Annotated in this window: 22 protein-coding genes; 9 read left to right on the forward strand and 13 right to left on the reverse strand. The window is 62.0% G+C overall.

The genetic code is table 11. The features are described from left to right. Positions 1-94 precede the first annotated feature (94 nt). Positions 95-1,063 (reverse strand): hypothetical protein, encoded by a 969-nt coding sequence (locus ABEA02_RS08530; RefSeq protein ID WP_345532476.1) that lies wholly within the window; start codon positions 1,061-1,063, stop codon positions 95-97. Between the two features lie 387 nt (positions 1,064-1,450). Between ABEA02_RS08530 and ABEA02_RS08535 the strand changes: the two genes are divergently transcribed. Both ABEA02_RS08535 and ABEA02_RS08540 read left to right on the forward strand, forming a co-directional pair. Continuing rightward, positions 1,451-2,092 carry a flavin prenyltransferase UbiX gene (locus tag ABEA02_RS08535; RefSeq protein ID WP_345532477.1) on the forward strand — a complete coding sequence of 214 codons (642 nt, stop codon included), beginning with the start codon at positions 1,451-1,453 and terminating at the stop codon, positions 2,090-2,092. A 93-nt stretch (positions 2,093-2,185) separates the two neighbouring features. Continuing rightward, positions 2,186-3,805: an ABC-F family ATPase gene (locus ABEA02_RS08540; protein ID WP_345532478.1), complete on the forward strand. Its 1,620-nt coding sequence runs from the start codon at positions 2,186-2,188 to the stop codon at positions 3,803-3,805. Positions 3,806-3,864: 59 nt separating this feature from the next. Here the strand turns inward: ABEA02_RS08540 and rph are convergent, their stop codons facing one another. The 4 genes from rph to ABEA02_RS08560 form a co-directional block, all read right to left on the reverse strand. Next, on the reverse strand, positions 3,865-4,581 hold the full coding sequence (rph, locus tag ABEA02_RS08545) for a ribonuclease PH (protein WP_345532479.1): 717 nt from the start codon (positions 4,579-4,581) through the stop codon (positions 3,865-3,867). A gap of 128 nt (positions 4,582-4,709) precedes the next feature. Continuing rightward, on the reverse strand, positions 4,710-5,759 hold the full coding sequence (locus tag ABEA02_RS08550; protein WP_345532480.1) for a pectate lyase family protein: 1,050 nt from the start codon (positions 5,757-5,759) through the stop codon (positions 4,710-4,712). 369 nt (positions 5,760-6,128) lie between these two features. Next, on the reverse strand, positions 6,129-7,055 hold the full coding sequence (locus tag ABEA02_RS08555) for a PP2C family protein-serine/threonine phosphatase (protein ID WP_345532481.1): 927 nt from the start codon (positions 7,053-7,055) through the stop codon (positions 6,129-6,131). An 8-nt stretch (positions 7,056-7,063) separates the two neighbouring features. After that, entirely contained in the window at positions 7,064-8,026 is a 963-nt protein-coding gene (locus ABEA02_RS08560) for a serine/threonine protein kinase (protein WP_345532482.1), read from the reverse strand. A 150-nt stretch (positions 8,027-8,176) separates the two neighbouring features. Between ABEA02_RS08560 and ABEA02_RS08565 the strand changes: the two genes are divergently transcribed. From ABEA02_RS08565 to ABEA02_RS08595, 7 genes are all read left to right on the forward strand, one after another. Then, entirely contained in the window at positions 8,177-9,043 is an 867-nt protein-coding gene (locus ABEA02_RS08565; protein ID WP_345532483.1) for a YicC/YloC family endoribonuclease, read from the forward strand. Positions 9,044-9,046: 3 nt separating this feature from the next. Further along, on the forward strand, positions 9,047-9,661 hold the full coding sequence (gmk, locus tag ABEA02_RS08570; RefSeq protein ID WP_345532485.1) for a guanylate kinase: 615 nt from the start codon (positions 9,047-9,049) through the stop codon (positions 9,659-9,661). 66 nt (positions 9,662-9,727) lie between these two features. Then, a complete protein-coding gene (rpoZ, locus tag ABEA02_RS08575) occupies positions 9,728-9,934 on the forward strand; it encodes a DNA-directed RNA polymerase subunit omega (RefSeq protein WP_345532486.1) in 207 nt (68 codons plus the stop codon). A gap of 28 nt (positions 9,935-9,962) precedes the next feature. Further along, positions 9,963-12,323 carry a RelA/SpoT family protein gene (locus ABEA02_RS08580; RefSeq protein WP_345532488.1) on the forward strand — a complete coding sequence of 787 codons (2,361 nt, stop codon included), beginning with the start codon at positions 9,963-9,965 and terminating at the stop codon, positions 12,321-12,323. A 26-nt stretch (positions 12,324-12,349) separates the two neighbouring features. After that, the gene (locus ABEA02_RS08585) at positions 12,350-12,538 is read left to right on the forward strand and encodes a DUF3460 family protein (protein ID WP_345532489.1); all 189 of its coding nucleotides are present in this window, start codon (positions 12,350-12,352) and stop codon (positions 12,536-12,538) included. A gap of 24 nt (positions 12,539-12,562) precedes the next feature. Continuing rightward, on the forward strand, positions 12,563-12,772 hold the full coding sequence (locus ABEA02_RS08590; protein WP_345532490.1) for a hypothetical protein: 210 nt from the start codon (positions 12,563-12,565) through the stop codon (positions 12,770-12,772). A 10-nt stretch (positions 12,773-12,782) separates the two neighbouring features. Further along, on the forward strand, positions 12,783-14,168 hold the full coding sequence (locus tag ABEA02_RS08595; RefSeq protein ID WP_345532491.1) for an exonuclease domain-containing protein: 1,386 nt from the start codon (positions 12,783-12,785) through the stop codon (positions 14,166-14,168). Between the two features lie 4 nt (positions 14,169-14,172). Here the strand turns inward: ABEA02_RS08595 and ABEA02_RS08600 are convergent, their stop codons facing one another. From ABEA02_RS08600 to ABEA02_RS08635, 8 genes are all read right to left on the reverse strand, one after another. Further along, on the reverse strand, positions 14,173-16,164 hold the full coding sequence (locus tag ABEA02_RS08600; RefSeq protein WP_345532492.1) for a sensor histidine kinase: 1,992 nt from the start codon (positions 16,162-16,164) through the stop codon (positions 14,173-14,175). Positions 16,165-16,173: 9 nt separating this feature from the next. After that, positions 16,174-18,381: a putative bifunctional diguanylate cyclase/phosphodiesterase gene (locus ABEA02_RS08605; RefSeq protein WP_345532493.1), complete on the reverse strand. Its 2,208-nt coding sequence runs from the start codon at positions 18,379-18,381 to the stop codon at positions 16,174-16,176. Positions 18,382-18,493: 112 nt separating this feature from the next. After that, positions 18,494-18,979 carry a flavin reductase family protein gene (locus ABEA02_RS08610; RefSeq protein WP_425584680.1) on the reverse strand — a complete coding sequence of 162 codons (486 nt, stop codon included), beginning with the start codon at positions 18,977-18,979 and terminating at the stop codon, positions 18,494-18,496. Between the two features lie 175 nt (positions 18,980-19,154). Further along, positions 19,155-20,636: a sensor histidine kinase gene (locus ABEA02_RS08615; protein WP_345532495.1), complete on the reverse strand. Its 1,482-nt coding sequence runs from the start codon at positions 20,634-20,636 to the stop codon at positions 19,155-19,157. After that, positions 20,611-21,297 carry a response regulator gene (locus tag ABEA02_RS08620; protein ID WP_345532496.1) on the reverse strand — a complete coding sequence of 229 codons (687 nt, stop codon included), beginning with the start codon at positions 21,295-21,297 and terminating at the stop codon, positions 20,611-20,613. The genes ABEA02_RS08615 and ABEA02_RS08620 overlap by 26 nt, the downstream gene beginning before the upstream one ends. Positions 21,298-21,383: 86 nt before the next feature. Continuing rightward, the gene (locus ABEA02_RS08625) at positions 21,384-22,781 is read right to left on the reverse strand and encodes a serine/threonine protein kinase (RefSeq protein ID WP_345532497.1); all 1,398 of its coding nucleotides are present in this window, start codon (positions 22,779-22,781) and stop codon (positions 21,384-21,386) included. After that, positions 22,781-23,524 carry a metallophosphoesterase family protein gene (locus ABEA02_RS08630; protein WP_345532498.1) on the reverse strand — a complete coding sequence of 248 codons (744 nt, stop codon included), beginning with the start codon at positions 23,522-23,524 and terminating at the stop codon, positions 22,781-22,783. Before ABEA02_RS08630 ends, ABEA02_RS08625 begins: the two co-directional genes overlap by 1 nt. 104 nt (positions 23,525-23,628) lie before the next feature. Then, positions 23,629-25,272 carry an MFS transporter gene (locus tag ABEA02_RS08635; protein ID WP_345532499.1) on the reverse strand — a complete coding sequence of 548 codons (1,644 nt, stop codon included), beginning with the start codon at positions 25,270-25,272 and terminating at the stop codon, positions 23,629-23,631. Between the last annotated feature and the right edge of the window lie 221 nt (positions 25,273-25,493).

The following is a 25,493-nucleotide window of genomic DNA, read 5'->3' on the forward strand; positions in this document are numbered from 1 at the left end:
AAATCCGCCAACAAGCCAATCGTCGCCCGAGGCCCGGAAAGCAGAAGCCCCGTCCGGGGACGGGGCTTCTGGTCGGCTTGCTAACCAGCAGGCTTTACTTGGTCAGTTCGGTTTGCCAGACGCGAAGACCGCCCGTCGTATCACTCACGCGGGTGAAGAGGACGTAGAAAGACCCGGAACTGCCCGCAGTCACGGTGTCGGTCGCGGTAATCGTCGTTTGAGTCGACCCGACACCTGCCAAAGCAACTGCCAGCACCTTGCCGCTACCGTTGGTAATCACGATCTGTTGCGTCGTGGTGGTGCCAGCCGTCGTGCCGCTGTTGGTGAAAGTCACCGTAAGCGACGGGCTTGTGGTCGCGGCTGACGTGTAGGGCACCTGAACGTAGCGGGTCATCGTCGACAGGTCGATGACATTGCCTGCAGCCCAAGCCGTGGAAGCCGTTGCCGTCGGGAACGCAGAACCGTTGAAGTTGATGGCAAAAGGCCCTGTATTGGAACAGCTGGATGCATCGTAGAAGCGGAGCGCGGTTGTAGATGACGTGTAGTAAGTCACTCCATCAACCGTACCTGAGCCCAAACTCGCGAATGCATAGTTGCCGCTTGAGCACGAGCCAAGAAGATTCTGGGCGGCAAAATTGGTGTAGCTGGGCGTCCAGGTAGTCTTCGTTACCGAGGCTGCACTGCTCGATGAACTCGACGAAGAGGCTACTGAGCTGCTCGAGGAAGCGACCGAGCTGGACGAAGAAGCGACCGAGCTGCTCGACGAAGCGACCGAGCTGGACGACGAAGCGACCGAGCTGGACGACGAGGCGACCGAGCTGGACGAAGAAGCCGCGGAGCTGCTGGAAGAGCTTGCCACCGAGCTGGACGATGACGAAGCCACCGACGAACTGGTCGACGACGTTACAGAAGAAGCCGCCGACGAAGCCTTCGAGCTACTGCTCGAAGAAGCACCAGCAGCGGGAGCGCTATCACCACCACCACTACCGCCACCGCACGCGGCAACCAACACGGTCAGCAACACGCTGAGGCCCGCACCCTTGATGCTTTGAGAAAACTGCATGATCTCCACTCCTTGATTTGGTTTCTTGGACGGTACTGCCACCGTCGACGGCTGCGAGGCCCTGTTACCGGTACAACAATAAATCTGACAAGAATCGTTCTTTTGCGACTCCATTGTGGCGGCATGGTGCCATAGGAAAAAACACCTAACAAGGGCGTTTCAAACTTTGCGGCGTAAATCGTAAGTATTTGTCTTACAACACATTTTGCTGCGCCGCAATAACGTTCCAGAGGGCGGACCGACAGGTATTTGGGCGTGCACTCTGGCAGTGGATTCGAAAGGGCGGCCTGATCAAAATTGCGAAAATTGCCAATCACCTTGTCGGAAACCAGCCGACAAGGAACGTTCCGATCTCCGTGCCGGGCCCTCTCAGGTAGCATCCACAGGATGACGACACCCACACCAAGTGTGACCGGAAACATCGCCGTGGCCCTGACAGGCGCCTCGGGCATGCCCTACGGCCTGCGATTGATCGACTGTCTGCTCGCCGCAGGTTGCCGGGTACAGCTACTGTATTCGCAGGTCGCGCAAATCGTGGCGCGGCAGGAGCTAGACCTTGCCCTGCCCTCTCGCCCGAATGAGACGCAGGCCTGGCTCAGCGAGCGCTTCGGCGCGCACCCGGGGCAGTTGCAGGTCTACGGCCGCGAAGAGTGGTTCGCACCACTGGCCTCTGGCTCCAACCCGCCGGACGCAATGGTGATCTGCCCCTGCACCATGGGTACGTTGGCCTCCGTGGCCGCCGGACTGTCGTCGAATCTCATCGAACGCGCCGCCGATGTGTGCCTCAAGGAGGGTCGCAAGCTGATCCTCGTGCCACGTGAGACTCCGTTTTCGACCCTGCACCTCGAAAACATGCTGCGCCTGTCCCGCATGGGCGTCGTGATCTTGCCGCCCAACCCGGGCTTCTATCACCACCCGCAATCGGTCGACGATCTCGTGGACTTCGTGGTGGCGCGCATCCTCGACCAGCTCAAAGTCCCGCACCGCCTGATGGCGCGCTGGGGTGCAGACGCAGCCCCGGACGCCTGAGCCCTGACGCTTGGGACCGTCACCCCGGCACGGTACAATCCCGCGCTTCGCTTCGAGACGGCTTCTCCTGCCGTCTGCATCAAGGATTTCGCCGTGCTAATCGCCAACAACATCACCATGCAGTTCGGGGCCAAGCCCCTGTTTGAAAACGTCTCGGTCAAGTTTGGCGACGGCAATCGCTACGGCCTGATCGGCGCCAACGGCGCCGGCAAATCGACCTTCATGAAGATCCTCGCGGGCGTGCTGGAGCCGTCCGCCGGCAACGTCGCGCTCGACTCAGGCGAGCGCATGGCCTTCCTGCGTCAGGACCAGTTCGCCTACGAAGAACAGCGCGTCATCGACGTGGTGATGCAGGGTCACGCCGAGATGTGGGCGGCCATGCAGGAGAAAGACGCGATCTACGCGAACCCCGAAGCGACCGAAGAAGACTACATGCATGCGGCCGAACTCGAAGGCAAGTTCGCCGAGTACGACGGTTACACCGCTGAAGCACGTGCCGGGGAACTGCTGCTGGGCGTGGGGATTCCCACCGAACAACACACCGGCCCGATGAGCGAAGTCGCGCCGGGCTGGAAGCTGCGCGTGCTGCTGTGCCAGGCACTGTTCTCGAACCCGGACATCCTGCTGCTCGACGAGCCGACCAACAACCTCGACATCAACACCATCCGCTGGCTGGAGAATGTGCTTAACGGGCGCGACAGCACGATGATCATCATCAGCCACGACCGTCACTTCCTGAACCAGGTCTGCACCCACATGGCCGACCTGGACTACGGTCGCATCCAGATCTGGCCGGGCAACTGGGACGACTACATGGAAGCCGCCCAGCAGGCTCGCGAACAACAGGCCAAGGACAACGCCCGCGCCAAGGAAAAGGTCGCCGAACTGCAGGAGTTCGTGCGCCGCTTCTCGGCCAACAAGTCCAAGGCACGCCAGGCCACCAGCCGCGCCAAGCAGATCGAGAAGATCAAGATCGAGGAGTTCAAGCCCTCGTCACGCCAGTACCCATGGATCCGCTTCGACTACGACGAGAAGGAAAAGCTGCACCGTCAGGCCGTCGAGATCGAAGACCTCACTTTCGGCTACGACGACAGCCGCAAGCTGTTCAACAAGCTCTCCCTCACCATTGATGCCGGCGACAAGGTGGCCATCATCGGCGAGAACGGTGTCGGCAAGACCACATTGCTCCGCCTGCTGATGGGCGAGCTGACGCCGCAGAAGGGCACGATCAAGTGGGCCGAGAAAGCCAAGCGTGGCTACTACGCGCAAGACCACGCCACCGACTTCGCGAGTGGCGAAAGCCTCACCGACTGGATCAGCGGCTATGTGCGCGAAGGTGGCTACGAAGGCGACGACGCCGTCACGCTGATCCGCGGCACGCTGGGCCGCCTGCTGTTCAAGGGTGATGACGTGAAGAAGTCCGTCAAGGTCATCTCCGGCGGCGAGCAAGGGCGCATGCTGTTCGGCAAGCTGATGCTCCAGCGCAAGAACGTGCTGCTGCTCGACGAACCGACCAACCACATGGACATGGAGTCCATCGAGTCACTCAACAACGGTGTCGCCGAATTCAACGGCACCCTGTTCTTCGTCTCGCACGACCGCGAGTTCGTGTCATCGGTCGCCACGCGCGTCATTGAAATCAAGACCGATGGTCAAGTCGTCGACTACCGCGGCACCTACGAGGAATACCTCGCCAGCCAGGGCGTCGAATAAGCGACTGCAGCACAAAAAAAGGCTCGCCTCGGCGAGCCTTTTTTCATGGCTGCCGGCGGTCAGCCGACTGCCTGCTTCTGCAAGCGCACCAGCTCTGCGATGCCTTGTCCGCCCAGCGCCAGCAACGCATCCAGCTCGGCACGCGAAAACGGTGTCCCTTCAGCCGTGCCCTGCACTTCGACGATGCCGCCGCTGCCCGTCATGACGATGTTCATGTCGGTGTCGCAGTCCGAATCTTCGGGGTAATCAAGATCCAGCACGGGCACGCCCTTGTAGATACCCACCGAGATCGCCGCCACCCAGTCGCGCAAGGGGTTCGCCGCAAGCTTGCCATCAGCCACCAGCTTGCTCACCGCATCATGGACCGCCACGCAGGCGCCGGTGATCGACGCGGTACGCGTACCGCCGTCAGCCTGGATCACATCGCAATCGACCGTGATTTGCCGTTCACCCAGAGCCTTGAGATCGACCACCGCGCGCAGACTGCGACCGATCAGACGCTGGATCTCCTGCGTGCGCCCGCTCTGCTTGCCCTTGGCCGCTTCACGCGCCATGCGCGTATGCGTCGAACGCGGCAGCATGCCGTACTCCGCCGTCACCCAGCCCTCGCCCTTGCCACGCAGGAACGACGGTACGCTTTCCTCGACCGAGGCAGTGCAGAGCACTTTGGTATCACCAAACTCCACCAGCACCGAGCCTTCGGCATGGCGGGTGTAGTTGCGCGTGATCTTTACTTCACGCAATTGATCTGGGCTGCGACTTGAGGGACGGCTCATGGCGAACTTCCGGTGATGGGTAAGGCCGGGATTCTAGCGTCACATGGCCGCGAATCCTGAATGGAAACGGCGCCCGCAGGCGCCGTCCTTGACTCGTCACGCCTGCTACTTCAGGCGCGCACTGCCCGTTACTCTGCCAGGTTGGTACCGGCACCAGCGGTCGCAATGACCTTGGCCTTCACATTGGCTGCCGGGGTCACTGTATAGCTGTAGCCGGTTGAGCCAAACGCTTTGGTGGTCGCCCAGTTCGTCGCATTCACCGTTGCGGAGTCAGGGGTATCCCAGGTAATTCCGCTGCTGATGTTGTTACGCAGATCCCAGTAACCGATCGAAGAGCTGTCGCGAGACGTGACCGGATTCTTCACAGTCTCGAAGACATTCGACTCGATAAGCGATGTTCCCCCCATGCGCACATTGATGCCTGAAGTCTCCACATTCTTATAGTAGTTGTTGTAGATGTGTGTCTTCCCAAAACGTTGCAAGGGAAGCCTGGACTTGATGTTTTCGTAGCGATTGTGATGGTAGGTCGTGGTCGCTGCGGCATTGGCGGTGTCCTTGTCGCTGTAGCCGTTCAGACTGACCTTCTGGTAGTCATGAATGTAGTTGTACGAAATCGTTACGTTCTTGACGCCCTTCTTCTGATCAATGCCGCCATCAAATGAGGCATCACCTGCTCCGGCGCACGATGTCAGCGAGGCAAAGATCGTGTTGTGATCAATCCAGATCTTGGAAGGAATACCACTCGACATCCCTTCGAGAGAAATTGAGTCCGCAGCCTCTCCGCCTTGGAGCAAACCAATCGTCATGTTCTGCACGATGATATTCGAAGCAGCCCCGGCAATGTGAATACCGAAGTTGGCAGACGAACCGCTGGCACCTTTGATGGTGATGTTGCTCTTGTTCTTGATCTCAAGCGTTTGTGCTGCCTTCTTCCACTGCGCACACACATCGGTGATTGTGGCGAAGTTGAATTTGCCCGTGTAGTTCAATACCAGGCCGCTGCTACCGTCATAGGCATCGATCGCAGCTTGCATGGCCGACAACGTGCTGACGGTCTTGGCGGCGCTGCTACCACCTCCGGTGGTACCCGCACCATAGCCAACCGGAGCGGCTGCTACGTGTGAAGCTGCCAGCATGCACGCCAGTGCAATGGTGCTTTTCAGGTGAATGGCTTTCATTTTTGTCTCCATATTGTTGGATTTGGATTGGTTGCCAAGCACACCTCACTGCTTCGCAACTCGGGCAGTGTTCGATCAATCGTGTTGAAAAGCAACTAAAACCCGAGACAATCGATGTGCGCCTGCAACAGACAAATGCGCCGAACTATGCGATGCAAATCGAAGGCTTTTGATTAGGCTGGAGTTACGAGGCAAATAGCTTTCGCTGCCCCGCAACCGGCCGAGCTGAGCTCAAATGCAAAAGTCTCGCGTGCCGGGGCGATACGCGGATCCCAGAAGGGCGATGATCGTAGCCAAAGCCCGCGAAGACTCATTGTCAGAGACCGGGAGCGCGCCAATCTAATGAAATGGCAAAGGGCTGAGAACTGATTAACGCGGGTCGAAACGGGAATACTTCTTGATGGCCGAGTTGATTTCCTTGATCGCCTGCTCGATGTCGTTATCCGACAGCGCATTGCCTTCCGGCACGCGGCCGCGCGTGAAACCATCCATCTTGGTGGTGATGGTGTCGACCGGCATGGTGTCGGTCGACACAGTCGAGGGCGTGCCATCAGCGTAGTCATCGTGCCAGCGCATCGAGAGGATGGAGAGGTTGTCGCAGGTCAGACCGCCTCTGGCTTCAGCACGGTTAAGGATTTTCGGCGTGACTTCGAGGATGTTGGCTTCGCCCATCTGCTCCGTAATGTCGTCGCTCTCGAGGTTGCCCCACACACCGTCGGTACACATGACGATGAGGTCATTGGCAAACAGCGGCGTGGCACTGGAGAACTCGACCTGCGGCGAATGTGTGCCGCCAAGACAGCTGAAGATGCGGTTGCGCGCGGGGTGATGGAGCGCCTCTTCTTCGGTGATGAGACCCTGATCAATCATCAGTTGCAGGCGCGAATGGTCGCGCGTCTGCGCCACCGTACGCCCCTTGCGTACGAGGTAGAGGCGCGAGTCGCCGGCATGCGCCCAGTAGGCCACGCTGTTCTGGATCAGGCAGGCCACGATTGTGGTGCGTGGTGCGTCTGGCAGGCGCTTGTCGTAGGCGTAATCGACGATGGCGTTATGCGCGTTCGTCAGCGAACGCGACAGGAACATCAGCTCGTCGCGAATCTGCGGTTGCGCCGCCTGCTGGAAAGATTCGATGAGGTATTGCGCCGCGATCTGCGCCGCAATTTCGCCATGCAGGTGGCCGCCCATGCCGTCGGCGACGACCATCAGCAGCGATTCGCGCGAGTAGCTGTAGGCCACACGGTCCTGGTTGTTGGGGCGGCTGCCAGGGCGGCTTTCCTGATAGATCGAGAATTTCATGTTGTGGCTCAGGACTTCTGGATGAGCGAGCGCAGACGCGTGCTGATCTTGCCGATCAGGGTCGCTGGCGGTTTGGGGGCGATGTGGCGGGAACGCGTGAGCAGCGCCTTCTGCAGGGCATAGACGCTTTGCGGGCGTTCCAGCGGATTGAGGTTGAGACACCAGTCGATGGTTTCGAGCATGTGCACCGAATATTCGCCAGCCCAACGCTTGGTCGCCGGTTCGAAAGTGTCTTTCTTGATGCGCTCATCCGAGCGCACAGGTGCACTGCCAGCGAGGCAGGCATACATCGATGCGCCGACGCTGTAGATGTCGCTCCAGGGACCGAGGTTCTCACGGTCGTTGAACTGCTCCGGCGGGGCGAAACCCGGGGTATACATGGGCTTCAACATTGGGGTGTCTTGCGCCAGGGTCTGGCGCGCCGCTCCGAAGTCGAGCAGAACCGGCGTGCCATCGTTGCGCAGATAGATGTTCGAAGGTTTGATATCGAGGTGCAGCAGTTTGTGGGCGTGCACTTCGCGCAGACCGTTCAGCAGGCGCGTGAAGACGCCGCGGATGAAGCGTTCCTTGATATGGCCCTTGTTGCGGTAGATGAAGTCCTGCAGCGTGCGGCCACGCTCGAACTGCATGACCATGTAGACGGTGCCGTTGGCGCGGAAGAAGTTGAGCACGCGCACAACGTTGGGATGCATCAGCTTGGCGAGCGAGCGCCCTTCTTCGAAGAAGCACTTCATGCCGTAGCGGAAGGCCGCCTGGTGCTCTTCCGTGATCTGCGGCTCAATCTCGCCCGATTTGCGCAGGGCGAGGGAGTTCGGCAGGTATTCCTTGATGGCGACGGGGACTTCGTTATCGTCCGTCGCGAGGTACACGATGGAGAAACCGCCCAGACTCAGCTGTTGCTCGATCCGGTACTGCTCTAGCTGGAAGCCCGGTGGCAGAGGACTGTTGGTTTGGGTCGCTGGCGTGGCCATGAGTTAATATCCGCGGTACTTCGCGCTGGTCTGCGGCCGGAATCCTAACCCGGAACGCAGGTTTTCTTGCTTGGTCTTGTCTTTACGGCAACGCCGGCATCCGACTTCAGGCCGCCCTCCCCGAGCAACCCGCCCACACGGAATATCCCGATGGTCTACAGCATGACCGGCTTTGCCGCCCAGAGCCGCAATCTTGGCAGCGTATCGCTCCACCTCGAACTGCGCAGCGTCAACTCGCGCTACCTCGATACAAACTTCCGCATCCCCGAGGAATTGCGCTTCGGGGAGCCGATGTTGCGCGATCTGATCGGCGCGAGCCTATCACGGGGCAAGGTCGAATGCCGTGGCAACTTACAGGCGGCCGCTCAGGCTCCGTCAGATCTGGCCGTTAATCCAGAAATGCTGGCGCGGCTTGCCAGCGCCCAGGCCCAGGTTCGTGCTGCACTGCCGGACGCTGCACCCCTTTCGTGCGGCGAAGTGCTGCGCTGGCCCGGCGTACTGGCGGAAGAGACCTTATCGCAGGAAAAGCTGGCCGAAGCCCTGGCCGAGCTGGCGAAGCAGGTGCTGAGCGAACTGCGCGACAGCCGCCAGCGCGAGGGCGCCAAACTGGCTGAGGCGCTGCGGGAGCGGGTGGCCGCGATGCGCGAGCGGGTGGCCGCAGCGGCTCCTTTGGTGCCCGCATCGATTGAGGAGTACCGCAGGCGCATGGCCCAGCGCCTGCGTGAAGCAGTAGAAACACTGGACGAAGACCGCATTCGCACCGAAGTGACGGTGTTCGCCCAGAAGGTGGATGTCGCCGAAGAGCTGACACGGTTGACAACCCACCTGGACGAGGTGGAACGGGTGCTGAAGGCCGGGGGTTCCGTCGGCAAACGACTTGATTTCCTGATGCAGGAACTCAACCGTGAAGCCAATACCCTGGCGTCGAAGTCGGTATCGACCGAGCTGACAGCGATCTCGGTGGATCTGAAGGTCTACATTGAACAGATGCGCGAACAGGTACAGAACCTAGAGTAAGGCATGAGCGGCATTCTCTATATCGTTTCCGCCCCGTCGGGCGCCGGCAAGACCACCCTTGTGCGAGCACTGCTCAAGGAGGACCCCAGCATCCGCCTGTCCGTCTCCTTCACGACACGGACAGCCCGCGAAGGCGAGGTCGACGGGGTCTCGTACAACTTCGTCAGCCGAGAACGCTTCTTCGCCATGCGCGACGGCGGAGAGTTCCTCGAATGGGCTGAAGTGCACGGCAACTTCTACGCAACCTCTCGCCCCTGGCTGGAAGAGCAGCTGGCGGCCGGGCAGGACGTACTGCTCGAAATCGACTGGCAAGGCGCCGCACAGGTCTGCAAGCTGTTCCCCTCAGCAGTCAGCATCTTCATCCTGCCGCCCTCCTTTGCCGTGCTTGAGCAACGCCTGCGCGGACGCGGTACCGACAGCACCGAAGTCATCGAACGCCGCCTGGCGGCCGCCCGCGATGAAATGCGGCGCGTAGCGGACTTTGATTACGCTATAATTAACAATGACTTGCAGACGGCGATGGAAGATCTGCGCAGTGTTACGCGGGCCGCGAGGCTGCGTACCCCGCAAACCCGGCTTCGCCACCCCGCCGTTTTTGTCGACAACCTCGGTCAATAAGCGCACGCTTGAGACCCCAATCCATTGAATTCTGCCGTCTGGCAGCCGATCCGGAGTAAACAGGCCATGGCCCGCATCACCATCGAAGACGCCCTCAACCGCATCACCAACCGCTTTGAGCTGACCCTGGCAGCCACCTATCGTGCGCGCCAGATTGCCTCGGGCAGCACCCCGCTGGTCGAGGGCGACCGCGACAAGCCGACCGTGATCGCATTGCGTGAAATCGCTGCCGGCAAGGTGGGTCGCGAGATCCTCAACCGCAGCCAGGCCTGATTCATCCGGGAAGGGCAGGGTCGTCACCATGCGCGCCGCATCGGACCCCTCTGCCCAGCATAGCCCTGCCCGGCGACGGACAATATCCGGCGCCGACGAGCCTGCTGCACCCGAAACACCGGTAGTCCCGCCCCTACCCCTTTCTGTCGCGCCTGCGCTGCCTCCTGTCGTCGTGCCCGACGACGTCGCCCCGGCCAATGCCGAGCCTGCCAGCGCCGAATCTGTCGAGTTCGCCCGGCTCGCGCTGCAGGCCTCGCGCTACCTCAAGGCTGAAGATGTCGAGCGGCTCGAAGCCGCCTTCCGCATGTCTGCGGCGGCCCACGAGGGCCAGCTTCGCATCAGCGGCGATCCCTACATCTCCCATCCGCTTGCCGTCGCAGAAATCCTCGCGCAATGGCACCTCGACGCACACGCGCTGATTGCCGGCCTGCTGCACGACGTGATGGAAGACTGCGATATCAACAAGGACGATATCGCCAATGCCTTCGGCAAAATCGCAGCAGACCTCGTCGATGGCGTGTCCAAGCTCGACCGCATCGAATTCCGTTCGTACGAGGAAGCGCAGGCCGAGAACTATCGCAAGATGTTCCTTGCCATGGCGCGCGATGTGCGCGTCATCCTCATCAAGCTTGCCGACCGCCTGCACAACATGCGCACGCTGGACGTGGTGCGGCCCGACAAGCGCCGCCGCATCGCGCGCGAAACGCTGGAAATCTACGCCCCGATCGCCAACCGTCTGGGCCTCAATACGCTGTACCGCGAGCTGCAGGAGCTATCGTTCAAGCACAGCTACCCGATGCGTTACCGCGTGCTGACGCAAGCCCTTAAACGTCTGCGGGGAGATCGCCGCGAAATCGTCGCGCGCCTCATGAGCAGCGTGCAGGAGCGCCTGCCGGCCTGGAACGTGGAGGCCGAAGTCTATGGCCGCGAGAAGCACCTGTTCGGCATCTACCGCAAGATGGTCGAGAAGCGCCTGTCACTGTCGCAGGTGATGGATGTCTATGGCTTCCGCATCCTCGTCAAGGATCTGCCGAGCTGCTACCTCGCGCTGGGTGCGCTGCACGAGCTCTACAAACCCGTGCCGGGCAAGTTCAAGGATTACATCGCCATCCCCAAGGCGAATGGCTACCAATCGATCCACACGACCATCATCGGCCCGATGGGCATGCCGGTCGAAGTGCAGATCCGTACGACCGAGATGCACGCCGTTGCCGAAAGCGGCGTCGCGTCGCACTGGCTGTACAAGGATGACACGGCTTCGATCTCGGACCTGCAACGCAAGACGCATAACTGGCTGCAATCCCTGCTTGAGTTGCAGACTGCCTCCGGCGATTCGTCCGAATTCCTCGAACACGTCAAGATCGATTTGTTCCCCGGTGACGTCTTCGTCTTCTCGCCGAAGGGCAAGATCTACAACCTGCCGCGCGGCGCCACGCCGGTCGATTTCGCCTACGCGGTGCACACCGATATCGGTAACCGTTGCGTCGCCTGTCGAATCAACGGCGAACTGCAACCGCTGCGCGCCGAACTGAAAAATGGTGATCAGGTCGAGATTGTCACTGCCGGTCACGCCAGCCCCAATCCGGCATGGTTGTCTTATGTGCGTACCGGTAAAGCCCGTGCCGAGATCCGCCACTTCCTCAAGAACGCCCAGCAGGCCGAAGCCTCCAGCCTCGGCGAACGCCTGCTGACCCAGGCCCTGCGTCCGCACGGTCATGTGCTGGCCGACATCGGCACCATCGCCTGGGACAAGCTGCTGCGCGAGAACGGCCTCAAACAACGCAATGACGTGCTGACCGACATCGGCCTCGGCAAACGGCTCGCAGCCGTCGTCGCACGTCGCCTGCTCGACATCGAGCATGGCAAGGCCGCCGAGCCGGTCGAAGGCGAAACACGCGCACGCAACAACAGCCCCATCCTCATCCACGGTGGTGAAGGGATGGCAGTGCAGATGGCCCGCTGCTGCCGCCCAATCCCCGGCGACCCCATCGTCGGCATGATCCGCAAGGGCCAGGGGCTGGAGATTCACGTCAATGACTGCCCGGTACTGACGCGTAATCATTCAGCTGACCGCGATCGCTGGATCGACGTCGAATGGGAACTGGGTACCGAGCGGCTGTTCGACGTGACCATTCGCGTACTCGTCGAACACCGCCGTGGCGTACTTGCCCGCGTCGCCGCGGCAATCGCCGACCAGGAATCGAACATCCAGTCCGTCAGCATGGAAAAAGACCAGGGGGACCAGGGTCCCCACTCGGTCATCAACTTCGTGCTGCAGGTACAGAATCGTCTTCACCTGGCGCGCATCATGCGTGCCGTGCGCCGTGCGCCCGAGGTGATCCGCATTTATCGCGTGCGTGCCGACAAACCGGCCGAACGCAAGAACTGAAGACTCCCTACTTACGATTGACGATCATGGCCCAATACGAATCCGACCACACCAAGTTCATGCGCCAATGGATGGAAAAGCACCCGGAAGAGCGCGAAGAGCAGCGCCGTGGCCGCGCCCTGTGGTGGGACAAACCACAAGACCTGAAGACCAGCGAGACCAATCAGGCTTCGCACGTGCCGCAGAAGGCCTACTACTACCAGAACGAGCACTGAGCGAGCACTGAGCGCGGACTACGTATGACGGCGCTGTTTGTCCTGTATGTCGTTATCGGCGCCGTCGTCTACTTCGTAACCGACACCACCGCGCTTGCGCGGCAGATCAAATCCTCAATGCCCTTCGTCACCTACGGCATGGCACTGCAGCTTGTCTTTGCAGGCGTCGTCACACTGTGGCCACTTTGGTTGGTGTGGCGGCGCACGCGCGCCAACGACTCGTCTGACACCTGAAGGTCCGGCAATGCATTACCCCCGCCTCGCCATCGTGGACCTCGAGACCACCGGTGCAGACCCGACACGAGACCGCATCACCGAGATCGCCATCCTCATCACCGAGGGCGACACACTGCTCGAACAATGGAGCACGCTGGTCAATCCGGGCGTCCCTATTCCGTATCGCATCCAGGAACTGATCGGCATCACCGACGAGATGGTTGCCGATGCGCCAGGCTTTGCCGAGCTCGCCGACGCCGTTCGCCAGCGCCTCGACGGTGCGGTATTCGTGGCGCACAACGTGCGCTTCGACTACAACTTCCTGCGTGCTGCATTCGAGCGCGAAGGCCAGGCGTTCCACCAGCCCGCGCTGTGCTCGGTGAAGTTCTCGCGCGCGCTGTATCCGCAGTTTGCACGGCATGGGCTGGATGCCATCATCGAGCGTCACGGCTACACCATCGCCTCGCGCCATCGCGCGCTCGACGACGCTCAGGTGGTCTGGCAGTTCCTGCAGGACAGCCGCGCCGCTCACGACGCGACGCAGACCGAGCGGGCCTGGCAGCGTGCGCTGTCGACCACACCTCAGACCCGCCTTCCCGCCGGCGAACTGGAAGCGCTGCCCGAAGCACCCGGCGTCTACGTGCTGCGCAATGCGCAAGGATATCCGCTGGAAATCGGCCGCGCTCGCAACCTGCGCAGCGAAGTGCTGGGCATTTTCACGAACAAGGACAATCCAAGACTGCGCAGTCGTGCCAAGGGCGTCGCCGCCGTCGACACCTTGCCCGCTGCGGGCGATCTGGACACGGGGCTGCTCGAACTGCAGGTGCTGCAGAACGAAGCATCGAACAAGCGTCAGCAAGCGGCCTGGGGCTGGCAGCTCGACAGTGCCGCAGCTTCCGATACGCCCATCATGTCCGTGCGCGATCTGCAGGGCAGCGACCCGAAAGACTGGCACGACATCTTCGGCTGTCTGCGTGGCCCCATCGAAGCGCAGAAACTGCTTCGTGATATCAGCGCCAAGCACCAGCTGTGTCCGCGCCGACTGGGGTTGGAGCGCGGCAAAGGGGCCTGTCACAGCAGCGCGCTGGGTAAATGCCGCGGCGTCTGCAAGGGGTTGGAAAGCCCAGCCGAGCATGACAAACGCTTGCGCGATGCCTTGCATAGTCTGCGTCTGCGCGAGTGGCCAACGGGTGGCGTCGCTATCGTGCATGAATTCCATGCCGAAGCGGCACGTGAAGTCTTTCACGTCTTCGACCGCTGGTGCTACCTCGGCTCACGGGAACAACGCGGCGACGCGATGGCACTGGCCAGCGAAGTGCCGCGCCGGTTCGATGCCGAGGTCTACCGTTTGCTGCAGCGCTGGCTCGCTCAGCCCGGTGCATTGGAACGGCTCGCGCCGCTACACACAGGCTGACCCGCTATTCCGGTCGATCCGCTTCGCGCTTCACCGGCGCCAGCACCGGCAACACAAGTGTGAAGCAGGTACCAGCACCCAACTCACTGTGTACCTGGATTTCTCCACCGAGCACACCGGTCACGATGTTGTGCACGATGTTGAGCCCCAGCCCCGTGCCCTTCTTGCCCAGCTTGGTCGTGAAGAAGGGATCAAAGATCTTGCCGAGATTGGCAGCCTCAATGCCGATGCCATCATCGGTACAGGAGAAGACCACCCGCCCTGCTTCCTCGCGCGCTTCGAGCACCACCTTGCCGCTGTCCCGACCCTCGAAGGCGTGCAGCAAGGTATTGTTGAGCAGGTTGGTCACGACCTGACCAAAGGGGCCGGGGAAACTGTCCATCCAGATTTCGCCCGGGATGTTCTCCTCGATGACGTAAGGCGTCTTGCGGAATGCGGGTTGCGCCGTAAGGACGATCTCACGCACCACCTCGCGCAGGGAAAAACGGCGGCGTTGCGAACTGGTCTGATCCACTGCGACCTGCTTGAAGCTGGCGATCAGCTCGCCCGCGACGCCGAGGTTGCGCGTCAGGATGTCGGCTGCCGCCTCGGTCTCTGAGACGAAGCGCTCGAGCGCCGAACGCTTCAGGCCGGCCTCCATCTGCACGCGGAACTCACGCCCGAGATCGCGCAAAGTGCTCGACACCATCAGGCTGTTGCCGATGGGCGTATTCAACTCGTGCGACACACCGGCCACCAGCGAGCCGAGCGCTGCGAGCTTCTCGGACTGCACCAGTTCGTTGTGTGTACGCTGCAGGCGGTCGAGCGCGCTTTCCAGCTCGTGGTTGGTGTCGGCCAGCGCACGTGTGCGCTCGATAACGCGGCGCTCCAGAGACAGGTTGAGCTCTTCGACCTTGCGCTGCGCGGCGCGCAGTGGCGAGATGTTGACCAGCGCCACAAGGATGCAAGCCTCACTGGTCTGCACAAGACGCATGTGCAGCTGGATGTCCAGCACCTGCCCCTCACGCGTCTGCATGCGGATCTCGTGCTCATCGACAATGCCCTGCGCTTCGAGCAGATCGAACATACGCTGGCGTTCAGTCGGGTCTGCGTACAGGTTGAGCTGCTCGGCCGTGCGATTGATCATCTCGTCCGGCCGGAAACCCAGCTCTATTGCCATCGCCGCATTGACGTCGAGGTAGACACCGTCACTACGACGCAGCAGTGCCAGCGGGATCGGCGCATCCTGGAACAAGGAGGAGAACTTCTGCTCGCTGTTGCGCAAAGCCATCTGCACGCGCTCGCGCACGCGCAAATCCTGCTCCAGCGCCACGTTCTTCTGCTCCAGCGAGACGATCAGCCCGCGCAAAGCCTTGCGCGTGGATTCCAGCTGAGTCTGCACGCGGCCGATCTCATCGTCGCGCAGGGACTGGATCGATTCGTCCAGATCGCCGGTCGCCAGACGTTGCGCATCAATGACCAGACGCTCAAGCGGAAACGAAATGCGCTGATGCAACACCACGAGAATCAGCAGCACACTGCCAGCCATCTGGACCAGCAACAGGATCCCCAGCGTGGTCAGCTGGCCGCGCAACTGCTGCATGAAACGCGCTTCGGTCACACGCAGATGCACCGTGCCGATCTGCTCGCTGCGATACGTCACCGGCACCTCAATGACGTGCTCGCCGGCACTGCTGCGATGCTCGTCACGCTCTGCTGATACGAAGCGGCCGTGCTGCAGGTCGCGCACCTCGATGCTGACGATGGCAGGATCATCGGCGACGGCTTCCACCAGCGTGCGGGCGCTCTCGACATCCAGTGCCCACAAGCTCTCGCGCACACCCAGCGCGACGATGCTGCCTTCGCGAGCGAGGAAGGATTTGATGTTGGCTTGCAGACTATCGAACAACACACGCGCCTGATAGGCGCCTACCAGCATCGCCGGCAGCATGACGCCGACCAGCACGGCGATGATCATCGCGCGTCGCACGGTCAGGCCACTGAGCGAAGTCGTCACGTGCAGGCCTCAGCTACGCGCCGCGAGCCATTCAAGAAGCTGCGGCACTTCCATCGGGCGGGCGAACAGGTAGCCCTGGGCTTCGTCGCAGCCCATCTTCACCAGCACATCAGCCTGTTCCTGCACTTCGACGCCTTCGGCAATCACAGCCAGCCCCAGCGTCTGGCCCAGTTGCACGACCAGGGCTGGAATGTGCTTTGCCGAGGTCGTCGAGGACACTTCGTTGATGAAGCTGCGATCAATCTTGAGACGGTTGACCTTCAGCCGCTGCAGATACGAGAGGGAGGAGAAGCCTGTGCCGAAATCATCGAGTGCGATCTGCACGCCCAGCGCCTTGATCTGCTCGAACATGTGACCGAGGAAATCCGCTTCCAGCATGGCCACCGATTCGGTGATTTCGAGTTCAATGCAGGAAGGATTGACACCACTGTCCTCCAGCGCTGTGCGGAACGCACTCAGGAAGCGTGGATGACGCAGCTGGGTGACCGAAACATTGATCGCCATGCGAAGGCCGCCATAACCATGACGGGCCAGCTCAGCCTGCTGGAAGCACGCCATGCGCATGACCCATTCGCCAACGCTGATGATAAGCCCGGAGTGTTCGGCAATCGGAATGAAGCGATCGGGCGGAATCAACTGGCCATCGTCACCACGCCAGCGCAGCAGGGCTTCAAGCCCGCAAGTCTTGCCGGTGCGCAGGTTGATCTGCGGCTGATAGACGAGGAACAGGCGTTGTCGCTCGATCGCATGACGCAAGGACTGCAGCAGACGTACCCGCTCGCGGATATCGACCGCCATCTCGCGCGAATAGAAACTGAACTCACCCCGCGCGCCCATCTTGGCGCGACGCAGCGCCAGGCTGGCGCCCTTCAAGGCGTCCACGCCGTTGCCGTCGATGTCGGCCAGATGCGCGATGCCGATGGTCACGGTGAGCATCATGTCCTGGCCTTCGATGACGAAGGGAGCAGCGAACAGGGTCAGCAGCATGGCCGGCATCAGGCGTTCCGAAACGCCCAGCGCCGCAAACGTATCGCCGGAGATGCGCGCCAGGCGGCACTCGCTGTCCAGCGCGGACGACAGGCGATGCGCCACAGCCCGCAGCAGCTCGTCACCAAAGGCATGGCCGAGTGCATCGTTAGCCTCGGCAAAGTGATCAATATCGATCAGGGCCAAGGTGTAGCGCGAGCAGTCGCTACCCGCCAGCTGGGCATCGAGCATGTCGATGAGGCTGGCGCGGTTGGGCAGGCCTGTCAGCGAGTCGGTAAAGGCCTGCCCGCGCAGGTTCTCCAGCATGTTGACGTTGTCCAGCCCGATCACCAGGTGGCCGCAGAAAAGCTCGAACAGGCGACGGCGGTCGTCGTCTGCGAGCACCGCTTGCTGCATGCCCACCAGCAAGCGATTGCGCTGACCCCGGAAACGCGACACGCACAGCTCGCCAGCGACGGATTCGCCCTGTGACATGGCAAGCTGCAAGGCCCGCTGCAGGTCCTTGTCTTGCAGCTCGGGCAGCCGCCGCCCAACCTCGGCGGTCAGGCCGCCCCAGGCTGCCAGCACCTGCGCGCTTTGCCCTGTATCGTCCGCCGCATAGCGCAGGCAGACGATGCCCTGTGCGGGCTGCAAACCAAGGGCGCAGGCGAGGCGAGCCAGGGCTTCATGCGCGAAAGCCTCGGCACTCATCGTCGGCGACAGCTGGTTGATAGCCCGCACCAGCTGATCGAGCGCGCTGCGGTTGGTGTTGATGGCACGTATCTGCTGATAAGAGCGTATCGCTGCAGTGAGTGCCGTGAACAGCTTGGTGCGCGTCAGCTCGGATTTGGTCTTGTAATCATTGATGTCGTAATCGCGGATCGCCTGGATCTCAGGCGCGTACCCCGGCTGTCCGGTGCGCAACACGATGCGCATCTCGCTGAGGCGCAACTCATCACGGATCACTTTGACCAGGCGCAGGCCTGCGTCATCAGACTCCATCACGACATCAAGCAGTGCGACGGCAATGTCGCGCTCCAGGGTCATGACATCGCGGGCTTCTGCGGTGGAGCGGGCGCTCAGCAGCTCGATAGGGCGGTCGAGTATGCGCACATCGCGCAGGGCAAAATCGGTGGCGGCATGCACGTCGGGATCGTCGTCTACGACCAGAATCCGCCAGCACAGCTGCGCAGCCGTCACCCGCTCGTGAGGCGCATCATCCTCTGCAAAATGGAGGGTGTCGTCGTCCATCCCCGAAGTCTTCCCCGATGTCGCCATGTGGGTCCATTCGAAAGTCCTGTCGCGCTATTCAGCGACGGCTCGCCCCTGTCATCATCGCTCCGCATGATGCCATGAACATCTGTCAGGCAAGTGGAGAAAGGCCGCGGTATGCACCGCCAAAGTAGAGCAAGGGGTCACGCTCGCTCCGGGTAAACCACAACACTTCACTGATGAACACAACATGGTCGCCACCGGGCTGCATGTGGGTATTGCGCAGCACGAAGTTGGCACAGCATCCGTTCAACAAAGGCACATCATGCTCCCCGGGATGCCAGTCCATCCCTGCAAAGCGATCTGGTTTGCGACTCGCGAACTGCCGCGAAACCGCCTCCTGGTCAGCCGCCAGCACGTTCACCGCGTAGTGCGTGCAGGCCTCGAATACCGGACGGACCGGCAAGGACAGCGACAGGCTCCAGACAATCAACGGGGGATCCAGCGACACCGAATTGAAGGAATTGACGGTCAGCCCGACCGGCTCGCCTTCAGCATCACGCGTTGTCACCACCGTGACACCCGTAGCGAACATTCCTAGTGAACGGCGCAGGCTCTGCGTACTTGAATGACTCATGCTGCCGCGCCAGACATCAGGCACAGGAGAGAGCCGCGCCGGGAGACCATGGCCGCGAGACGGCAGGTCGTTAAGAGAAGAAACATGGTGCGTTGCCGACTGGTTGTCAAAATCGTGGCGGGCCGCAGGACGGCTTGCTGGGGAGTCGCGATTATCGCGGCAGCCCGTCGCCTTGTCACGACGCATATGTGGCGGGTTCCCCCTCCGTTCCTGTGCCGTGCAAGGGGAACAAGACTTCGACGCGCAGCCCGCGTCCGGCCGGATTGTCTGCCAGCGTGACAGTGGCGCCATGGATCTCGGCCACCTCACTGACAATAGCCAGCCCTAGCCCGCTGCCACCGGACCTGGCGCCCATGATGCGATAGAAACGCTGGAACACGCGCTCCCGCTCCGCCGCAGCAATACCGGGCCCGTTATCGACGACGGCCAACAGGATGCCGGCCGGCTGCCGACTCACACTCACTGTGATCTGCCCGCCAGCAGGGGTGTACTGGATGGCATTGTCGACCAGGTTGCTGACCAGCTCACCAAGCAATATGTCGTTGCCTTGCAACAAAAGCGTCTCGCTGCCGGCTTCGACGCCGATATCCAGCCCCGAGCGCAACGCCAGCGGTACGCTCGCAGCGACGATCTCGCGTACCAAAGCGATCAGATCCACTTCGGCAAAGCTGTGCACGTTCTCGGAGCTGGCATCCGCACGTGCCAGCGATAGCAGCTGGTTGATGAGGCGCGCAGCACGGTCAGCACCGCTCAGGGCGCGCTGCATCGCGGCGCGGATCTGCTCGGGATCACGCTCCTGTGCGGCGAGTTCAATCTGCATCTTGAGCCCTGCCAGCGGTGTGCGCATCTGGTGTGCCGCGTCGGCAATGAAGTGCTGCTGTGCATGCAGCAAGGTGTCGAGCCGCTCCATCATGTCGTTGAAAGCGACGATCAGGGGCCGCACCTCTTCCGGGACACTACCGGGGGCGATTGGAGAAAGGTCGCCGGGCCGCCGCGCACGGATCAGGCCCTGCAGCTCACCCAGCGGCGCAATGCCGCGCGACAGGCCAAACCACACCAGCAAGACGGCAAGCGGGATGATGGCGAACTGAGGCAGCAACACGCCCGACACGATGCGCGAGGACAAAGAGCTGCGCTTGTTGCGCGTCTCTGCCACCTGCACGGTCACCAGCCCGGAAACCGCCGGCCCCGGCTCAACCAACAGGCTTGCCACACGGATGCCCTCGCCCTGAATGTCGGCATCGTGGAAGTGGATTTCGCCGGCGCGCAACTCCGAGGTTTCCGGTGCAGGCACTTCCGGGTCACCCGCCAGCAAACGGCCCTGCGGCGACACGATCTGGTAGTAGACCGTGTCCTCGGTGTCAGAGCGCAGCAGACGGCTAGCCGACGCGCTGAGGTCGACACTGATACCCCCGTCAGCCGAGCTGCGGATCTGCCGCGATATGGCGCGCACCTGATCGGCCAGCGCCTGATCGTAGGGCTGATTGGCGATGTGCGTCGCCACGTCGTAGGTCAGGATGATGGAGATGGGCCACAGGAAGAGCAGCGGCGCCAGCATCCAGTCGAGGATCTCGCCAAACAGCGAGTACGACGCCCCGGGTGCCAGCGTATCGCCGCGCTTGCCCCCCAGCCTACGCAGCAGGCGGGACAACCGCATCGGGTTTTTCCAGGCAATACCCCAAGCCACGCACGGTCGCGATCTTCAGCCCGCTGTGCTCCAGCTTCCTGCGCAGACGGTGCACATAGACCTCGATGGCGTTCAGCGAGACCTCTTCACCCCAGCCACAGAGGTGGTCGACGAGGTGATCCTTGCTCACCAGGCGACCAGCACGCAACAGCAGCACTTCCAGCACACCGGCTTCGCGTGCAGACAGATCCAGTGCATTGCCATCCACGGTCACCGAACGATCGGCCTGATCGTACTGCAAGGCGCCAAATGTGACGACGCGTGACTGCCCCGTACCGCGGCGTGTCAGGGCACGCACGCGTGCCTCCAGCTCGGGCAGGGCAAAAGGCTTGGTGAGGTAATCGTCGGCGCCAGCATCGAGGCCGCTGACGCGATCTTGCACCGCGTCACGCGCGGTCAGAATGAGGACAGGGCAGGTGGATTTGCGAGCGCGCAGGCGCTGCAGCACTTCGAGCCCCGACATGCGCGGCAGGCCGAGATCAAGCACCAGCAAGTCATAAGTCTGCGAGGCCAGCGCCGCATCGGCCTCGCTACCCGTCGCCGCGTGATCAACTGCGTAGCCAGCACGCTTGAGTGCGCGGCTCAACGCATCGGCGATGAGTTCGTCATCTTCGGCAATCAGGATGCGCATGCAGTCCGTTATCCGTCAGAGAGTCTGAAGCGGCGGCCAGTGTAGCACGCAGCCCGCAAGCAGCCGGCTGAGGGAAACCCTGCCCCTCATGCCTGAGGCACGCGTGCAATGACCACGGTACAAGGCGCCTGCAGCGCGATGCGGACCGCCACGGGCTGCAGCAAACGGCTATCGGCAAGGCTTGCTGGCGGCGCACCAAGCAGCAGGGTGTCGACATGATTGCTGCGCACGTAATCGAGCACCGCTTCGGCCGGGTCGGCTCCCTCGACAACGTGGCAGGTCACGCGTGCCGCTTCCACATCGACCTCGGCCGCCCAATTGCGCAACGCGACCAGCACGCGCAGATGTTCGCGCGGTGCGCTATGGCTGTCCTCTGCCGTGCCCATCGCGGGTGGCGGACGCACAACAGTGATGAAGGCCAGGCGCGCCTCGGGCCGTCCGCGCGCCAGGCGCTCCGCTTCACGACGCAACGCAGCATGCGCCTGCGCGTTGGTGTGATTTACCGCCACAGACACCAGCACAATCGGGACCTGCCCGGCCCCCGAGGACACAGGCGCGCCCTGCATGTGCGCGGGCTCCAGCCCCACGCCGACGAACCAGCGACGCAAGCGTTGCAACACGCCATCCTGCCCGCTGCGATGCGCGCGCTCGCCAAGCTGCATGCTTTCCGGGTGCTGCAGATCAGCCGCCAGATCGTGTCCGGTTGCGTAACGCTTGGCCGGCTCAATCTCGAGGCAACGCAGAATGACTTCCTGCAGCGCAGGCGGCAAATCGGGACGATGCGCACGGGGCGGCAAAGGCTGCACATGCAGGCGACGGCGCATGCCGGAGAGCCCGCTCGGCGCACCATAGGGCAGCTTGCCGGTTGCCAGCTCGTAAAGCATCACGCCCAGGGCGAAGAGGTCGCTGCGCGATTCGTTGCGCACGCCCAGCACCTGCTCCGGGGAGATGTAGGGCGCTGACCCCACTGGGCGGCGGATCTCTTCGGCCAGCAGGTCGGGCAAGCGACGGTGATGCGCCAGACCAAGGTCGATCAAAGATGCACGTCCATCGGGACGCAGGATGATGTTGGAAGGCTTGATGTCGAGATGGATGATGTCTCGTCGGTGCAGACTGTCCAGCGCCTCGGCCACTGCGATGCCGATACGCCGCAGTGCGTCGAACGGCAGCGGTGCCTGATCGACGAGATCGGCGATCACTGTCCCCTCGATGCGTTCCATCACCAGATAGGGCGTTGCCGCCAGATCCCCCTGGCCGAACAGGCGAGGTAACGGGTCACCGTCCCCGGTCGCCAGCACCATCTGTTCAACCTCGAAGCCAACGATGGTGGCCCCCGTATCGCCCTGACCAAAGCGCGGAACCTTCATGACGGCAGGCGCAGGCAGATCATCCCGGGCAACGTCGTAAATGACTGCCATGCCCCCAGCATGGCGGCGTGAGAGTATGCGGTAACCGTCCAGCTCGTCGCCTGCCGCCAATGCCATCAGGCACGCCCCTCCAGGTGCAGCGCGAAGCGCTCGGCCAGACCCGCCGCGCGGATCTTCGCCGCCGGCACGGTCGCATCGTAGGGCACACGGAAGAAGCGCAGGCGCTGCTGATCACTGTCGAACAGCGCATAGCGCGCACCGGGTCGGAGATCGCGTGGCTGCCCGCAGGAGCCGACGATGCTAAGCCATTGCCTGTGTGCGGGCACCGGAATGGCGACGCCTTCGCTGGGCAAAAAGGGCAGAAGACGTCCATCGCGCCCCGCATAGAACAGGGTCGGGTCATGCACGTGGCCACTGAACACCCATGGCGTGCCCGCCTCCTCCAGGCTGCGCATCGCCGCGAGACCATCGAAGACATAGGTCCATCTCCCGGGCTCCGCCGCGCTGGCATGCACACAGGTAATGTCGTCCTGGCGCAGAATCAGCGGCAAGTCGCGCAGGAAGGATAGTTGCTCGGCACTCAGCTGCCCACGCGTCCACAACACCGCGGCCTGCGCCTCGTCGTTCATGGCGTCACGCTCGCGAGCACACACTGCGCTGTCGTGGTTGCCCATCACGGCCAGATCACCGTCCTGCAGACAGGCCGCCACGCGGTCCACAACCGCCGCAGGATCCGCGCCATAGCCCACGAGGTCACCGAGAAACACGCGCCGCTCGACACCGTGCATCGCAGCGTGATGCAGCACGGCTTCGAGTGCTTCGATGTTGCTGTGCAGGTCGGCAATGAATGCGTACTTCATGAGGCGTATTTCATGACATGCCCCGAGGGGCCACGGAGAGGGTGTCGCAGAGAAAAATGGCCCGCGCGTGGCGGGCCATTCGTGTTTCTACCGCACCGGGTGCATCAATCCTGGTGGATATCGCGATCCTTGGTTTCGGGCAGGAACAGCGTGCCCACCACAGCCGTAACGAGTGCCACGACGATCGGATACCACAGACCGTAATACACATCGCCGGTCGCCGCCACCATCGCGAAGGCCGTCGTCGGCAGGAAGCCACCGAACCAGCCGTTACCGATGTGATACGGCAGTGACATGGACGTGTAGCGGATGCGCGTCGGGAACAGCTCGACCAGCCAGGCGGCAATCGGGCCATACACCATGGTCACGTAAATCACGAGCACCGTCAGCAGCAGCCAGACCGTGAACTTGTCGATCTTCGCCGGGTCGGCCTTGTCCGGGTAACCGGCTTCCTTCAACGCAGCACCAAGCTCCTTGTTGAAGGCCTCGCCCTTGGCCTTGGCATCATCCTTCGACAGGCCGGCACCTTCGTAGCTGGCAATGACCTTTTCGCCGACCTTGATCTGCGCCACCGTGCCAGCCGGGGCTGCGACGTTGGTGTAGTTCACCGAACGACGTGCCAGCGCACCCTTGGCAATATCGCAAGAGCCCGTGAACTTCGCCGTACCCACCGGGTTGAACTGGAAGGCACATGCAGCAGGATCAGCCACCACGGTCACCGGCGCGGTCGCCTGAGCCTTGGCCAGATCAGGGTTACCTGCACCGGCGATTGCCTTGAAGATCGGGAAGTAGGTCAGCGCTGCGATCAGGCAGCCTGCCATGATGATGGGCTTGCGACCGATCTTGTCCGACAGCGTGCCGAAGAAGATGAAGAACGGCGTACCCGCCAACAACGCCGCAGCGATCAGCAGGTTGGCCGTTGTGCCATCGATCTTGAGCGTCTGCGTGAGGAAGAACAGCGCATAGAACTGGCCCGTGTACCAGACAACAGCCTGACCAGCAGTAGCCCCGAACAGCGACAGGATGACGACCTTGAGGTTGTCCCAGCGACCGAAGGATTCGGTCAGCGGCGCCTTGGATGCCTTGCCCTCAGCCTTCATGCGCTGGAACACCGGCGACTCGGATAGCTGCATGCGGATCCACACCGAGATGCCCAGCAGCACGATGGAGAGCAGGAACGGAATGCGCCAACCCCAGGCATCGAACTCTTCGGGCGATAGCCAGGTACGCACGCCGAGGATCACCAGCAGTGACAGGAACAGCCCCATCGTTGCTGTGGTCTGGATCCAGCTTGTGAAGAAGCCACGCTTGCCGTGCGGCGCATGTTCGGCCACATAAGTGGCCGCACCACCGTACTCGCCGCCCAGCGCCAAGCCTTGCAGCAAGCGCAGACCGATCAGGATGATCGGCGCCGCGATGCCGATGGTGGCGTATGACGGCAGCAAGCCGACGATGAAGGTCGACACACCCATGATGAGGATGGTGACAAGGAAGGTGTACTTGCGACCGATCAGGTCACCGAGGCGACCGAATACGATGGCGCCGAACGGGCGCACCGCAAAGCCCGCTGCAAAAGCCAGCAGAGCGAAGATGAAGCCGGTCGTCTCATTGACGCCCGAGAAGAACTGCTTGGCGATGATGGCTGCCAGCGAGCCGTACAGATAGAAGTCGTACCACTCGAACACCGTGCCGAGCGAAGACGCGAAGATGACTGTTCGCTCTTCTTTTGTAATGCCTTCCTGAGCCATGAATATCTCCTCCTTGTTGGTGGGCCATGCCTGCGTACGATCACACCCGCATCGCTACGTGCCAGCAGCCTAGGAGCCAAGCCTTACTGCCAACTTACGCAGCCTGCATGCGCTGCAGCATTCGCGAACCCGCGAATCAATTGGTGCTGCGCAGCAGATTGCGTCGGAGGGCGGCTGGAAGGCTCGCCGCCAAGCCCTATAATGCTGCGGTTAAATTCACT

The sequence above is a fragment of the Viridibacterium curvum genome, assembly GCF_039544165.1.
Taxonomy (GTDB): domain Bacteria; phylum Pseudomonadota; class Gammaproteobacteria; order Burkholderiales; family Rhodocyclaceae; genus Viridibacterium; species Viridibacterium curvum.